Origin of the sequence: Pseudomonas sp. Sample_16 (genome assembly GCF_004307665.1) — a bacterium.
Lineage (GTDB): Bacteria > Pseudomonadota > Gammaproteobacteria > Pseudomonadales > Pseudomonadaceae > Aquipseudomonas.
On sequence record NZ_RCOB01000089.1, the window covers coordinates 1 to 15545 of the forward strand.

The window sequence follows — 15545 nt, forward strand, 5'->3', positions numbered from 1 at the left end:
GCGTGGGAACGATCTGACAACAAGAAGAGGCAAACCATGTCCGACATCCTCTGGCAACCCAGCGCCGAACGCATCGGCAAGACCCGCATGGACGCCTTTCGGCGCTTCGTCAATCAGCGGCATCATCTGCACATCGACGACTACCCTGCCCTGCATCAGTGGTCCATCGATCAGCGTGAAGCGTTCTGGCAAGCCATCGTCGATTTCTTCGACATTCGTTTTCACGATCAGCCGGATGCAGTATTGGTCGAGGGCACGCAAATGCCCAGCGCCGAGTGGTTTCCCGGCGCTACCCTGAACTTTGCCGAACATTTGCTGCGCCGTCGTGACGATGCCGTGGCCGTGGTGGCCGTGGCGGAGAACGGCCAGCGCGAACAACTGACCTGGGCCGAGCTGGCGGAACATGTCGCCGGTTTTCAAAGTGGTTTGATCGCCGCCGGTGTCGGCCTGGGCGACCGGGTGACGGCGTGCATGCCCAATACCTGGCAGACATTGGTGGCCATGCTCGCCACCACCAGCCTCGGCGCGATCTGGTCCTGTTCTTCGCCGGACTTCGGCACGCAAGGCGTGATCGATCGTTTCGGCCAGATCGAACCCAAAGTGCTGGTCACCTGTGCCGGCTATCGCTATGCCGGGAAAGAAATCGACCAGAGCGCCAAGGTCAACGAGATCCTCGAACGACTGCCATCCTTGCAGCAACTGATCATCGTGCCTTATGCGCGGCCCGAAGCGCGCATCGAAGACTTTCACACATCGGCCAACGTCACGCTGTGGGACGACTTCTACTTCCCCGGTGGCGAACCGGATTTCACGCCGGTGCCCTTCGCCCATCCGCTGTACATCCTGTATTCCAGCGGCACCACCGGCGTTCCCAAATGCATCATTCACAGCACCGGCGGCGTGCTGCTGCAACACGTCAAGGAACACGGCCTGCATTGCGATCTCGGCCCCGGCGAACGCCTGTTCTACTACACCACGTGCGGCTGGATGATGTGGAACTGGCTGGTCTCGGCCCTCGCAGTCGGCAGCGCCGTGGTGCTGTACGACGGCTCGCCCTTCCAGCCAGATGCCGAGCGTTTGATCGACCTGATCGACGACGAGCGCATCAGCGTCTTCGGGACCAGCCCCAAGTACCTCGCGACCCTGGAAAGCAGCGGCGTCAAACCCAGGCACAGCCATGAACTTGGCAGCCTGAAAACCTTGCTCTGCACCGGCTCGGCACTCTCGCCGCAGAGTTACGATTTCGTCTATCGCGATTTCAAGCCTGACGTGTGCCTGGCCTCGATGTCCGGCGGTACGGACATCGTCTCGTGTTTCGTCAACGGCAACCCGTTGAGCCCGGTCAGACGCGGCGAAAACATGGGCAAGAGCCTGGGCATGGCCGTTGAAGTGTGGAACGACAACGGCCAACCGGTGATCGGCGAAAAAGGCGAACTGGTCTGCACCCGACACTTCCCGGCAATGCCCATCGGCCTCTGGCACGACCCCGACGGCGCAAAGCTCAGGGCGTCGTATTTCAGTCAGTTTCCCGGAGTCTGGGCGCAAGGTGATTACGCCGAACAACTGCCCCATGGCGGCATGATGATCCACGGTCGCTCAGACGCGGTGCTCAATCCCGGTGGCGTGCGCATTGGCACAGCGGAAATCTATCGTCAGGTCGAGAAAGTCCCGCAGGTCATCGACAGCGTCGCTATCGGCCAGCAATGGCAAGACGACGTGCGGGTGGTGCTGTTCGTGCGACTGGCTGATGGCGTTGAGCTGGACGAAGCATTGCAGCAACAGATCCGCCAGGTCATCCGTGCCAACACCACGCCGCGGCATGTTCCGGCGAAAATTGTTGCAGTGAGCGATATACCACGCACCATCAGCGGCAAGGTGGTTGAACTGGCGGTGAGGAATGTAGTGCACGGGCAGGCGGTGAAAAACACAGATGCGCTGGCCAATCCCGAAGCGCTGGAACAGTTTCGGGATCGGCCGGAACTCGACACGTGAACGATCGTGCGGGTGCGTGTTAATCCATGTGCGAACCCGGTGGGCGCGTTCCACCGGCAGGTTTAGATGCAAGTGAGCTGTTCAGAGTGATCAGAACCGGCTGGTCAATCACGCGCCCGGCGTTTGCTTCGACTGCGCCGCGCAGGATGGACATATTGCGTTCATAAGCATTTCTGTCCGTGTACAACTGGCTCAGCAGCGAGGTAGTCACCGCCAGCGAGTCAGCATTTTCAAAGGTTTTGGCACTGGCGTGACAGGCATCGCCCTCATCCGTAACCGGCAGACGTCCCGACGCCAGGTTCAGCAGCGCGGCTACATCCAGCAACTGCCCTCTTTCGCCGTTGCGTCCGGCATCGCGGGCATAGCTGACATCGTCAGTCTGTGAAGCACCGTGGAACAACTCATGAATCAAGTCGTCTGCCACGACATCATGGTTGAAGCCCAAACTGATGAAGTGTTTGTTCAGTTGGGGTGTATAGATTTCGATGAATTGCGTGTTGGATGGGTCTTGTGCGCCTTTCCATTGTTCGTACGCCTCCTTGTTCAATGCAGCGATGTTGTGAGTGGTCTTGAGCGGATCGAGAAACATGTTACTGATGGAAAGACCTGCAAAGTCAGCCCTGACCAATCTCAGATAGCTCAACAACCGTTCGAATGCATCGCTCGAGTTGCTTCCCATCAGCACCTTGATGATTGCGTCGCGCTCCCTCGTCAGGTCGAGACTGTTCAAGACGTTGATCGCGTTTTCGATTTTTGTACGCGCCAGCGGCAAGCTTTGCTCAATGAACTGTCGGGTATAGCTGACGGGCAATGTCTTGTTGAATCGAGGCAACTGGATAGGTGACTCAAAGATGAAGTTGTTCAGTCTGGGTCCCCAGGGTTTGCCCAATCGGTCAAGGGCATACCATTGATGAGCGTTACGCGCTGCCACCACCGTTAATGTGTCACCGGTTGCGCCAAGAGGTCGCCAGGTACCCTGCCCGGTGGTATCGGCGCGATTGGCTGCGCGAATCAAGTCATAGGTTTTGTGTCGGCCATTGAGTTTTTGTAACTGTGATTGCGCCAGCCCGAGCATCTCTTGAGCCTGCCTGTTAAAGCGTAGCGCTCCCTTGTGGACGAGTTTCCCGGCACCGAACAATGCCGTAGGCACGCCATCCAGCGGGTTGATGAGGGAAACGGAGGTCACGAAGGCTAGCTTGGTCAACTGGGCGGCTTTGGACGACAAGGAGACGGCCTTCGACGAAATGCTCAGCGCTTTGGCAGCCGCCCCCGCAAAGGCACCTCCCAAGGCAATGGCGTCCATGGCACAACCATAGATTCCGTCGACCACCCTATTGTGATCCCCAGAAGATAAATCCTCGATGCACTTTTTAAAGGGAACCACCAGATTCACGATGTAATCGGCAGTCTCATTGCCCATTTTGCGCTGGCTTTCAAGCGCAGTCGGCACGGTGGCCATTGCTTCAACTTCGGAAAACTTGCGGAACGGATGATGGCTCACCACGAACTCGGCAATCCTTGCAAACTGCGGGTTGCCAAAATTCATGTAAGTACTCTGCGTGCGCGCTACCACAGACCTTGGTGCCGGGAGCTCACCCAACTTTTCGATAATCGCCAAGTCGCTGCGCGCATGCTGCTCAACTGCAACCCCCTCCGTGTATTCCTTCAGAGTGACAGGCAACGCTTCCAAAGGCGTGGGTGCCACCTGCGCATTCAGATCGCCGGTGAAATCGATCCTGGAGCGACCCGAACATTTTCCCTTCGAGGTGATCAGGTTTCCAAGGACATCGTTTTTCCGTAGCTCTCCTCTGAATGTAAACAACTCATAGCACGCAACCGAGTTTTCGTGGATGGCGTACATCACAACACCAAAGCGGCCCGTGACAGCATCTTTGCCTTGTTGGGTTTCGTAATCTGTCTCATACGTAAGCGGTCCGCCGATATAGCGGGAGGATATCTCTACCGCTGCACCGCGAAGGGTAAAGAACGTAATCTTGCCTTTCAGAAAGATTTCCAGGTCAAAGGGGAGCATGTGTGAAAGGGCCAATTTCACGTTTGTGACCACCGCACTATTCAAATTGCCGAGATAGCCGCGCAATTGCCGATGAAATTCGACATTGTTGGGTGCCAGGTACGACAACAGAGGGAAACGTTTGTAAATGCTGAGTACGGAGGGATCGTGGAAGGTTGGCCTTGTGTAATGGGTCATACCGGCCAGCAAGTCAGTTGTCGTGGTGTCATCGGGGAAAACCGCGCGAAGATCCCACTCACCGCTCGCCAGGTCTCCTGACATATGCAAATCGACCATCGACATGGCGGTGGGCGAGGCATATAGGCCAGGGCGTTGATAGATAACTTTCCTGTCGAGGAAATCACAACCGGGTGCCACGTCTACCAAGGCTTTGCGAGCGATGTCTTCTCTACTGGGCAACGGATTGGACAGTACCCGGGCCAGATGGGTGAAGTGTTCTGTGTAAGCCTCGAAAGCGGCAATCGCCCGCTCCGTCGTTTCCTTCGCCGCTTGAGTGAGCTCAGTTGGCTCGATAACACCATTCAACAACGCCCAGTCAACAATCGGATCGATCATTGCCAGATCCCGCAGACGGGAGAGGGGCGAACTGACAGGCTCGAGTTCGACGTAGGCCATGATTTGCCCGTAGCTCAGCACAAGCGCCGCCCCTTTCGTGACCGCCTCCACCAGCGCAACACCACGGCAAAAGACCACCCAGGCAACCGAGCCCATCGTCAACGACGATGGAACACCCTTGACCAGAAATTCCGGCGCAATTTCCGCCAGTAGCAGGTGCGATGCCATTGGCGCCAGGACAGGATTCACCCAGCCTTTGGTGTGCAGGAAGGTTTCCAGTTCCTTGCGCACGTTCAACGAAGATCGTTCGACGTTGGTTGGTGAATACAAATCGAACCCGCCGATACTCTTTCTGCCTTGAGCTTTGCCGAAGTCTGGATATAGCTCCAGCAAAATAGCCGTTATCAATAGTTGCCCAAGATCCTGTGCAGAGACGTCTTGCCCAGATGTTGCACCGAACCAGTCCAGTTCCTTCAGGAGGTTTCTGGCGCAGGTTTGGGCCGCCGGATGCCTGACCAACTGAACGATACATTCAGCGGCGTTATCGTGCGTTGCAAGAGTGCCACTCGTTTCGCGATACAGTTTGTCCAGCAGCTTTTTGTCGGGAGCTATAAGCTTTGCAGTGGCCTGACGAATAGCTGCATGTTGCTCAGCCGACAATACGACTAATGACGGATCATCGGCAGCAAGTTGCCGCCAATAGTTACCAAGTTCATCAACTTCAGGATCAAATTCGAACAACGCGATCAGATTCCTGGTTTCGCTCGCATTCCTGGGAACCGCCAACCCATGAAACTCCAGCCATTGATCAACAAAAGTGTAATCCTCTGTATATACGTACCCGCCCGCCTGGCTTGCAATATCCCCTATGACAAGAAGTTTCTGATAGTTGTGGGATGCCTGGCTGAGTTCCAGGTCAACGGCTTCCCACGTTGTAGTGCTTTTTCTGTATATTTCCAACACGCCGTTGTCGTTAATACGTGTTAAGGCCATACTCTCGAGACGGAGGCGGCGGAGTTCATCCATCACGGACGTATGATTAGCCAGATTATTCCATGCCACTCGCCCTGGCATATGGACCTCATAGAGAGAAGACCCCGTCACCAACGGAAACTCATACCCTTGCCAGTCATACGGCCCTTCGTCCTCTTGTTCATCGAAGACAGTTTTTAACTGCTGCAATACCAATTGTCGCTCTGCCGCATCGGCCTTTAACCATTCGCACTGCACATCTGAAGCCGACCCCGACAACTGATAGGCTTTATATTTCAAGCTGTCACACATAAAACAACCTCATAGATTTAATCACTGATTAGTTAAACGAGCATCAATCCTTACCCACCCGGGATTAATTAAACAGTAAAAATCTACGAAACAATATTTCAAAACTTCAAATAACGAACCTGCCTGCCAATAAAATCAATCCTCCAAATTCCACTCACTACTCGGCCCACTTACTATTGAAACACCCTCTCTATAACGTTTTAGGCGCAACTTTAGATTATTAAACGAGTCCGCATTCTTTAATGCTTCGCTCTCGCTGATAACACCTTCGACCACCAGTTCATACAGTGCGCCATCGAAGGTCTGCATGCCCAACTCTTTGGATTTTTCCATAATGTTTTTAAGTTCATCCAGTTCATTGCGCCGGATCAAATCGCCAATGGTCGGCGTCCCGAGCATCACTTCCACCGCCGCCCGTCGCTGACCATCCCGAGTGCGCACCAACCGTTGCGACACGAATGCCTTGAGGTTGTTGCCCAGGTCGTGGAGCAGCTGCGTACGCCGTTCCTCGGGGAAAAAGTTGATGATGCGGTCCAGCGCCTGATGGGCGTTGTGAGCATGCAGCGTGGAGATCACCAGATGCCCGGTATCAGCAAATGCCAGTGCGTGCTCCATGGTTTCGCGGTCGCGAATCTCGCCGATCAGCACCACGTCTGGCGCCTGACGCAGGGTATTTTTTAACGCGGCGTGAAAACTGCGGGTATCGACGCCGACCTCGCGCTGGTTGATGATTGATTTCTTGTGCCGGTGGACGTATTCGATCGGGTCTTCGATAGTGACGATATGCCCACTGGCATGACGGTTGCGATAATCGATCAGGGCCGCCAGCGAGGTAGACTTGCCGGAACCGGTGGCGCCGACGAACAACATCAAACCTTGCTTGAGCATCACCGTCTCGAGCAGTACCGGCGGCAACTTGAGGTCTTCGTAACGTGGTATGTCGAGTTTGACGTTGCGCACCACCATCGACACGTCGTTACGCTGTTTGAAGATATTGACCCGGAAGCGACCAATCCCCGCCAGGGAGATCGCCAGGTTCATCTCCAGTTGACGATCGAACTCCAGCCGCTGTTCGGCGTCCATGATGGACGCGGCAATTGCCGCAATGTCTCCCGGCTTGAAGGGATGGTCGTCAAGCGCTGTAAGAATTCCGTCGAAGCGCGCGCTGGGTGGCGCGCCCGTGGACAGGTAAAGGTCGGAGCCATCCTGGCTGGCCAGGCGTTTCAACAGCGCATCGATTTCCATGGCAAAAAGCACCCGCGAAGCATTCAATTGGAAAATGACCCGATTGCGGTCATTCAGCGTCTGGTAACAATAGTAGACGCCGCCATACCGACTTATGTGCAGGACAACTTGATGAACGCATCACCGACCGGCAGCGATGCCCAGGCCTTGATTGCCCGACTGGACTGGGCGAACAGTCCGCTCGGCGCCGCCAGTACCTGGCCGCAAAGCCTGCGAACCGCCGTGGATATCGTGATTCACTCGCCAATGCCGATGTTGCTGCTCTGGGGCCCGCAGCTGACGCAGATCTACAACGACGGCTTCGCCCTGCTCGCGGGCAGCAAGCATCCGCACGCTTTCGGACAGCCTACACACCAGATCTGGCCAGAACTCCAGGACTTCACCGACCCGATTTACAGCGCCGTCCTACAAGGCCAGGTGCGAACCTACAGCGAGCAGCGTTTCACCTTGCAGCGCAACGGCAAGGATTCCGACTTCTGGCTTGATCTGACTTATAGCCCGATCCGCGACGAGAATGCCCAGGTCGCCGGAATTCTGGTCACCGCCATCGAAACCAATGAGCGACGGCGCATCGCCCTGGAACTTGAACAGCGCTCGGCCGCCAGCCTCAAGGCACAGCAAGACACCGAGGAGCGCCTGCAACTGGCGCTCTCTGCCACCGACGCGGTGGGCACCTGGGATTGGGATATCGGCGAGGACCGCTTCATCGCCGATGCGCATTTCGCCCAACTGCACGGTATCGATCCGGCCATGGCCGGCCAACTGCCGATCAGCGATTACCTGCACGGCGTCCACCCCGAAGACCGCGCCATGATCGCCCGCAGCATCAAGCACTGCATCACCCACGGCACCGAATACGCCGAGGAATATCGCCTGCTGCAGCCAGATGGCCAAGTGCGTTGGGTGTTTGCCCGCGGGCGTTGCTACAAGGACCATCACGGCCGGCCGATCCGTTTCCTCGGCGCGGCCCTGGACCTGACCGAACGCAAGAATACCGAGCAGGCCCTGCGTCAGAGCCAGACCGAGTTGCAGTTGATCATCAACGCCATGCCGATTCTGATCAGCTATGTCGACCGTGAGGAACGCTTTCGCCTGAACAACGCCGCGTATCTGGACTGGTACGGCCTGACACCACAGGAGCTCTATGGCCGCACGGTTCGGGAAGTCCTGGGCGATGAGGCCTACGCCCTGCGCGCCGAGCACATCGCCCAGGCATTGAGCGGCAAACCATGCTGCTTCAGCCTCAATACGCCGCACCGTGACGGCAGTATCCGCCATGCCTTGATGAATTACTTGCCACGTCACGGTGCCGATGGCTCGGTAAACGGTTTCTACATCTTCGTGATCGACGAAACCGAGCGCAAGCAGACCGAAGAAGCCCTGCGTAACCTCAACGAAACCCTCGAAGAGCGCGTTGCCGCCCGCACCCGGCAACTGGCCGAAAGCAATCAGCGTCTGCAAAACGAGATGGTCGAGCGCGAACGCGCGGAAGACGCCTTGCGCCATGCGCAGAAGATGGAAGCGGTGGGCCAGCTGACGGGGGGTATCGCCCATGACTTCAACAACATGCTCACCGGGATCATCGGCAGCCTTGACCTGATGCAGCGCTACATCGCCGAAGGGCGCACGGAAGAAATCGGCCGCTTCACCGAGGCGGCGGTGTCCTCGGCCAACCGCGCCGCCGCTCTTACCCATCGCCTGCTGGCGTTTTCCAGGCGCCAGTCGCTGGATCGCAAACCGCTGAACGCCAACGATCTGATCCATTCCCTGGAAGACCTGCTGCGGCGAACCAAGGGCGATCACATCGAACTCAAGTTGCAACTGGCCGAAGATGCCTGGCCGGTCAGCACTGACGTCAGCCAACTGGAAAACGCCCTGCTCAACCTGGTCATAAACGCTCGGGATGCCATGCCCGATGGCGGTGAGCTGCGTATCGAAACCGCCAACGTCTACCTCGACAGCAGCGACATCAATACGCTGGAACCGGTCAAGGCCGGCGATTACCTGATGATCGCCGTCACGGACAACGGTACCGGCATGACCCCCAAAGTCCTGGCCAAGGCGTTCGATCCGTTCTTCACCACCAAACCCATCGGTCAGGGCACCGGGCTTGGGTTATCGATGATTTATGGCTTTGCGCAACAGTCGGGCGGCCACGTCAGCCTGTTCAGCCTGCCGGGCCAGGGCACCAGTGTGCGTTTGTATCTGCCGCGTCTGCGAGTCATGGAACCCGAAGATGTGCTGTCGCCGGTGATCAGCGAAGCGCCACCGGCCATTGCCGGGGAAACCGTGGTGTTGGTCGAGGATGACCCGGCGGTGCGCATGTTGGTGCGAGACCTGCTCAAGGAACTGGGGTATCACGCACACGAAGCCGAAGATGCGAAATCCGCCCTGCCCTTGCTGGAGTCCGACATGCGGGTCGACCTGCTGGTGACGGATGTCGGCCTGCCGGGTATGAACGGTCGGCAATTGGCGGAAATCGCCCGCCAGTATCGTCCGGCGCTGAAAGTGCTGTTCATGACCGGGTATGCGCAGATGGCGGCCGAACGTCAGGGCTTTCTCGAAGAAGGCATGGACATGGTGGCCAAACCGTTCTCCATTGATCTGTTGGCCAACAAGATTCGCACGATGATCGGCCAACCCCAGTGACTTAGGGCATAATCGCGCGCCCCGCCGTGAACACCGTTACAAGGTATCTACCCCATGAAAGCTCAAGCCCGCCACATTCTGGTGAAAACCTCGGAAGAAGCCGAGCAGCTCAAGCAACGCATCGCCAAAGGCGAGGCTTTTGATGTGCTGGCGAAAAAGTATTCCACTTGCCCCTCCGGCAAACGTGGCGGTGACCTGGGTGAAGTGCGGCCAGGACAGATGGTTGGGGCGATTGATGCGGTGATCTTCAAGAAACCGTTGCGGGTGGTGCATGGGCCGATCAAGAGCAAGTTCGGGTATCACCTGGTGCAGGTGTTTTACCGGGATTGAGCGGCTGGCTTTCTGGCCGCATCGCTGGCAAGCCAGCTCCCAGTGATTTGTGGGTGGCCAGAGATGTCAGCCACACCAAAAAACCTGTGAGAGCTGGCTTGCCAGCGATCCGATGGCGCAGCCATCGGCCATGCTACTGTTATCCTGGAGTCAGCGCCCCAGGTACCTGAATCACCTGGCTCGCCAACCGATGCCCCGCCTCGGCAGCCTCCACCGGGCTCCCGCCCCTGAGCCGCGAGGCCAGATACGCCGCACTGAACGAATCCCCTGCCGCCGTGGTATCCACCACCCGCTCGACCTTCTGCGCCGGCACTTCAAATGACTCACCAACACAGCGAATCAGGCACGCTTCGGCACCTCGCTTGAGCACCACTTCCGGCGTGCCGATCTGCTCGTACGCGGCGAACACCGCCTCGCAATCGGCAAAATGGAACAGCGCCTGTTCGTCATCGACGGTCAGCAACGCCAGATCGACATACGGCAAAACGCTGCGGTAGGCCGCCCGCGCATCCTCCAGCGAAGCCCACAGCCGTGGCCGATAGTTGTTGTCGAAGACGATTCGCGCATCACGCTGACGGGCTTCGATCAAGGTTTCCAACAGTTTTCCCCGACCTTGTACGCCAAGGACCGCGAGCGTGATGCCGCTAAAATAAAGCACATCGTAATCCGGCAACGCCGCCAGGATCGGCGCGGCGGCCGGGGTGGTGAAGCAATCGCGCACCGCGGCTTCATTGCGCCAATAAAGGAAACGACGCTCGCCGGCGGCATCGGTCTGAATGCAGTACAAACCCGGCAAACGCCCGGGTAAACGCTGAACCATGTCCAGGCCGATGTTTTCTTCGGCCCAGCTCTGGCACATGGCATCGCTGAAACTGTCGTCGCCCAGCGCGGTGACATAGTCGACGCTGCCGGCGGCACCCAGCTCACGGGACAGGTAGACCGCGGTGTTCAAGGTATCGCCGCCGAAGCTTTGTTGCAGGCTGCCGTCGGCGCGCTGTTGCAGCTCGATCATGCATTCGCCGATCAGGGCGATGCGCGGGGTGTTGGGGCCGAGGGTGTTGATGGTGTTCATTAGGGTGGAGGCTCTCTCAAACGATCGTACCCACGCTCTGCGTGGGAATGCATCCCGTGACGCTCTGCGTCACATTCGCAAGCAGGACGCGGAGCGTCCCTGGCGGCATTCCCACGCAGAGCGTGGGAACGAGCAGGTGTGGTTAGAAACAGGTTTCCATGGTCTCGATAACGCTCAACTGCTCATCCACCAGACACCCCATGCGCCACTTGTCGAACGTCAGGCACGGGTGCGAAGTGCCGAACGAAATAATGTCACCCACGCGTAGTTCTACCCCCGGCGCCACGGTCATGAACGCGTGCTGGTCCATCACCGCCGTCACCTTGCAGGCACCGACATCGTCGCCCTTGGCCGGCACCACGCCAGCCTTGTAACGCAGCAGCGGCACCGGCAAACCGGCGTCGTAGGCCACATCGCGCTTACCCAGGGCAATCACCGCGAAGCCCGGCTCCGGCAAGGACTGCACGTGCGCCCAGACTTCCAGCGCCGGGCGCAGGCCTTCGTGCAAATCACTGCGACGGTCGAGGACGCAGCATTGCGCTTCTTTGTAGATGCCATGGTCGTGGGCGACATAACTGCCCGGGCGCAAGACGCTGAGGAATCGCCCAGCAGCGTTCTGCGCCTCGAACTCTTCGGCAATCAAGTCATACCAGGCCGAGCCGGAAGCGGTGATGATCGGTTTCGCAATGGCAAACGCGCCGCTGTCCTGCAACTGCACTGCCAGGCGAACCAGCGAGCCGGCAAACGCTCGAATCCCGCTGACCGCGTGATCACCGTGGATCACGCCTTCGTAACCTTCGATCCCGGTCAAGGCCAGTGCCGGTTGCGCAGCGATGGCCTTGGCCAGATCCAGCACTTGCTGCTCGCTGCGGCAACCACAACGTCCACCGACCACACCGTACTCGATCATCACGTTCAAGCGAACGCCGCGCGAGGCGAAATAGGCGCCGAGGTCAGCGACGTTGTCCGGGTGGTCGACCATGCAATAGAAGTCGAACGCAGGGTCAGCCAGCAGATCGGCGATCAGCGCCATGTTCGGCGTACCGACCAGTTGGTTGGCCATCAGCACCCGATGCACGCCATGGGCGTAGGCCGCGCGGGTTTGCGTGGCGCTGGCCAGGGTGATGCCCCAGGCGCCGGCGTCCAGTTGCCGACGAAACAGCGCCGGGGTCATGCTGGTTTTGCCGTGGGGCGCCAGTTCAGCGCCGCTGTTGCTGACAAAGTCCTGCATCCAGCGGATGTTGTGTTCCAGCGCTTCACGGTGCAGCACCAGCGCCGGCAGGCTGACGTCGCGCACCAGGTTGGCGCCAATGTGGGCAAAGCCCTTTTCCACGGCGGCAGTATTCTTGGCAGAAGACATGATCGAACTCCTCACATTCGCGGCCGCAGGCAGCCGCTTTATTCGTTGATGCGACGGGCCAGGCTGTTGGCGCTGTCGATCAGCACCCGGCGGTAGTCGTTGTAATTGTTCTTGGCATCGGCTCGCGGGGCGACGATGCACAGGGTCGCGATGGCTACGCCGTTCGGGTCTTTGACCGGGGCGGCGAAGCAATGGGTAAACGTGTCGGCGACGCTATCGAAAGAGAAAAAACCCTCGCGCCCGGCCTGACGAATTTCCGCCAGGAATTGCTCCAGCGGCAAGCGGTCGCCGTCGGGCAGGATGAAGTCGTCGTGGTCGATCAGCTCGACGATTTGCTGGTCACTGAGGTGCGCCAGCAACAGGCGCCCGGACGCGGTCCAGGGAATCGGCGCGTTCTCGCCGATGTCCGAGGAAATACGAAAATGCCGCTCGCCCTCTTTCATCAACGCCACGGTGTATTTGCGCCCGTTGAGCAGGCACATCTGCGCGGTTTCATGGGTCTGGCTGACGATCTCCTGCAAGGCGAGATCGGCCTCGCGGGTCAGATCGAAATGACGCAAATGCGCCTGCCCGAGGAAGTACAGCTGACGACCGAGGTAGACGTGGCCGTCCTTGCCCACCGGCTCCAGAATCCTGCGTTCGAGCAATGAAGCCACCAGTTCGTAGACCGTGGATTTTGGGCTGCCGATGCCATTGGCGATATCGTTCGGGCGCAGGGGCTGGCCGACTTCCTTGAGGAAATCGAGGATATCGAACGCCCGGTCCAGACCGCGTGCCCGGCGCTTGATGGTGTCTTCAGTCATGTCAGTGGTTCCCCTTCAAAATGCCGGGAGTTTACCGAGTGTGCAGTGTTGACTGTGAGGCCGCCATCGCTGGCAAGCCAGCTCCCACAGGGATTTAGGGTGTGCCGGCAATCTGTGGCAATACACAACACCTGTGGGAGCTGGCTTGCCAGCGATGCAGTCACCGCCGGTTCAGGCCTTTTTCTTGTAGGCAATGCAGTCGATCTCGACCTTGCAGTCGACCATCATGTTCGCCTGCACGCAGGCGCGGGCCGGGGCGTGTTCCGGTTTGAAGTACTCGGAAAAGACCTTGTTGAAACTGCTGAAATCCCGCGGATCCTCCAGCCACACGCCGGCACGCACCACATCTTCCAGGCCATAACCGGCCTCTTGCAGAATCGCGATCAGGTTCTTCATGGTCTGGTGGGTCTGTTCGACAATGCCGCCCACAATGATCTCGCCATCCACCGCCGGCACCTGCCCGGAAACGTGCAGCCAGCCATCGGCTTCAACGGCGCGGGCGAAAGGACGGGGCGCGCCGCCAGCGGCGGTGCTGCCGGTGCCGTAACGAGTAATGCTCATGAGTGTTTCTCCTGATTGATAGTTGAAAGATCAAAAACGCGTATTTTTGAGAAATTCCGCCAGACGCGGCGATTGCGGGCGTTCGAACAGTTCCTTGGGTGGCCCCTGCTCTTCGATACGCCCCTGATTCATGAATACGATTTTGTCCGAGACCTCGAAGGCAAAGCGCATTTCGTGGGTCACCAGCAGCATGGTCATGCCGTCTTCCGCCAGGCCCTTGATCACGTTGAGCACTTCGCCCACCAACTCAGGGTCGAGGGCCGAAGTGACCTCGTCGAACAGCATCAGGCTCGGGTTCATCGCAATCGCCCGGGCAATCGCCACGCGTTGTTGCTGGCCGCCGGACAACTGCCCGGGAAAGTGGTCGCGGCGTTCCAGCAGGCCGACCCGCTCCAGCCATTTCTCCGCCAGGGCCACGGCCTGGTCCTTGTGCAGCTTTTTGACCTTGAGCAACCCGAGGGTGACGTTCTGCAACGCAGTCAGATGCGGGAACAGATTGAATTGTTGAAACGCCATGCCAGTCATCGCGCGATGGCGGGCGATGACTTTTTCCGGGTGACGAATGCGCTTGCCATTGACTTCGTCATAACCAATGGACTCGCCGTCGAGCAGGATCTGCCCGCCCTGGAATTCTTCAAGCATGTTCACGCAGCGCAGCAAGGTGGTCTTGCCCGAACCGCTGGAACCGATCAGCGTCACCACGTTGCCGCGCTGCATGCTCAGGTCAACGCCCTTGAGCACTTCGAACTGGTCATAACGCTTGTGCAAGCCGCGAATGTCCAGCAGCGGCTGGCCGTTTTGACTATTGGATTGAGTTTGAGTCATGGCAAGGCCACCCGCTTTTCAATGTGCCGGCCGAGTAATTCGATGCCGTAGTTGATGACGAAGAACAGAAAACCGGCGAACAGATAAAACTCCAGGGTCATGAAGGTTCGGGCAATGACCTGCTGGGTGCTGAGCAGCAACTCGGCCACGCCGATCACCGACAATAGCGTCGAGGCCTTGACGATCTCGGTGGACGAGTTGACCCAGGTCGGCAGGATTTGCCGCAACGCCTGAGGTAACAGTACGTAGCCCAGGGTCTGGTTGAATGTCAGGCCTATGGCCTTGCTCGCTTCCATCTGCCCACGGGGCAGTGCCTGCAAGGCACCGCGCACGATCTCGGCGACGTGGGAGCCGCAAAACAGCGTCAAGCCCAATGCACCGGCCTGAAACGCACTGATCTGCCAGCCCAATGCCGGGGCCATGTAAAAGCAGGCGAGCACCAACACGAACACAGGCGTGCCGCGAATCACGTCCACATAAAAACGAAACGGCGCGCGCATCCAGAACTTGCCGTAGGTCAGCACCAGTCCGGCAAACATACCGACCACCGTGCCCAGCAAAATCGCCAGTGCCGACACCTGCACACTGGTCAAGAAGCCTTGCCAGAGCGGCTCGCGCGCGATCCACAACTCATGCAACCAACTGGGGGATTCGTACATGGAGCCTCCTATCGGCGGATTGCCAGACGCTGCTCGAGATAACGCAGCAGCATGGCAATGAGGTAACAGGCCGCGACATACAGCGCCGTAGTCACCAGCCAGGTTTCGATCACCCGGTAGCTTTCGACATTGATCTTGCGCGCGTAATAGGTCAGCTCCGGCACGGCAATCGCCGCCG

The 15545-nt window shown here is 58.4% G+C and carries 11 protein-coding genes and 1 pseudogene; 3 read left to right on the forward strand and 9 right to left on the reverse strand.

Features of this window, described 5'->3' with window-relative positions; genetic code table 11:
• Positions 1–36: 36 nt before the first annotated feature.
• On the forward strand, positions 37–1992 hold the full coding sequence (locus D8U69_RS13060; protein ID WP_130907457.1) for an acetoacetate--CoA ligase: 1956 nt from the start codon (positions 37–39) through the stop codon (positions 1990–1992).
• 19 nt (positions 1993–2011) lie between these two features.
• Here the strand turns inward: D8U69_RS13060 and D8U69_RS13065 are convergent, their stop codons facing one another.
• Positions 2012–5863: a hypothetical protein gene (locus D8U69_RS13065; RefSeq protein ID WP_130907458.1), complete on the reverse strand. Its 3852-nt coding sequence runs from the start codon at positions 5861–5863 to the stop codon at positions 2012–2014.
• A gap of 135 nt (positions 5864–5998) precedes the next feature.
• Positions 5999–7108 carry a PilT/PilU family type 4a pilus ATPase gene (locus tag D8U69_RS13070; protein WP_130907459.1) on the reverse strand — a complete coding sequence of 370 codons (1110 nt, stop codon included), beginning with the start codon at positions 7106–7108 and terminating at the stop codon, positions 5999–6001.
• 111 nt (positions 7109–7219) lie between these two features.
• Between D8U69_RS13070 and D8U69_RS13075 the strand changes: the two genes are divergently transcribed.
• Both D8U69_RS13075 and D8U69_RS13080 read left to right on the forward strand, forming a co-directional pair.
• Entirely contained in the window at positions 7220–9757 is a 2538-nt protein-coding gene (locus D8U69_RS13075; protein ID WP_130903421.1) for a PAS domain-containing protein, read from the forward strand.
• A 54-nt stretch (positions 9758–9811) separates the two neighbouring features.
• Positions 9812–10087, forward strand: a complete 276-nt coding sequence (locus D8U69_RS13080) for a peptidylprolyl isomerase (protein ID WP_007933743.1) — start codon at positions 9812–9814, stop codon at positions 10085–10087.
• A gap of 139 nt (positions 10088–10226) precedes the next feature.
• On the opposite strand, the gene D8U69_RS13085 is transcribed toward D8U69_RS13080, so the two are convergent.
• The 7 genes and pseudogenes from D8U69_RS13085 to D8U69_RS13115 all read right to left on the reverse strand — a co-directional run.
• On the reverse strand, positions 10227–11159 hold the full coding sequence (locus D8U69_RS13085) for a sugar kinase (protein WP_130907460.1): 933 nt from the start codon (positions 11157–11159) through the stop codon (positions 10227–10229).
• 142 nt (positions 11160–11301) lie between these two features.
• Positions 11302–12519 (reverse strand): amino acid deaminase, encoded by a 1218-nt coding sequence (locus D8U69_RS13090; protein WP_056852800.1) that lies wholly within the window; start codon positions 12517–12519, stop codon positions 11302–11304.
• Positions 12520–12557: 38 nt separating this feature from the next.
• Positions 12558–13322 carry an IclR family transcriptional regulator gene (locus D8U69_RS13095; RefSeq protein ID WP_056852801.1) on the reverse strand — a complete coding sequence of 255 codons (765 nt, stop codon included), beginning with the start codon at positions 13320–13322 and terminating at the stop codon, positions 12558–12560.
• Positions 13323–13493: 171 nt separating this feature from the next.
• Positions 13494–13883 (reverse strand): RidA family protein, encoded by a 390-nt coding sequence (locus D8U69_RS13100; RefSeq protein WP_056852802.1) that lies wholly within the window; start codon positions 13881–13883, stop codon positions 13494–13496.
• A 30-nt stretch (positions 13884–13913) separates the two neighbouring features.
• Positions 13914–14708, reverse strand: a complete 795-nt coding sequence (locus tag D8U69_RS13105) for an amino acid ABC transporter ATP-binding protein (protein ID WP_130907461.1) — start codon at positions 14706–14708, stop codon at positions 13914–13916.
• Entirely contained in the window at positions 14705–15367 is a 663-nt protein-coding gene (locus D8U69_RS13110) for an amino acid ABC transporter permease (protein ID WP_056852804.1), read from the reverse strand. The genes D8U69_RS13105 and D8U69_RS13110 overlap by 4 nt, the downstream gene beginning before the upstream one ends.
• A gap of 8 nt (positions 15368–15375) precedes the next feature.
• Positions 15376–15545, reverse strand: a pseudogene (locus tag D8U69_RS13115) (amino acid ABC transporter permease); the annotation flags it as partial.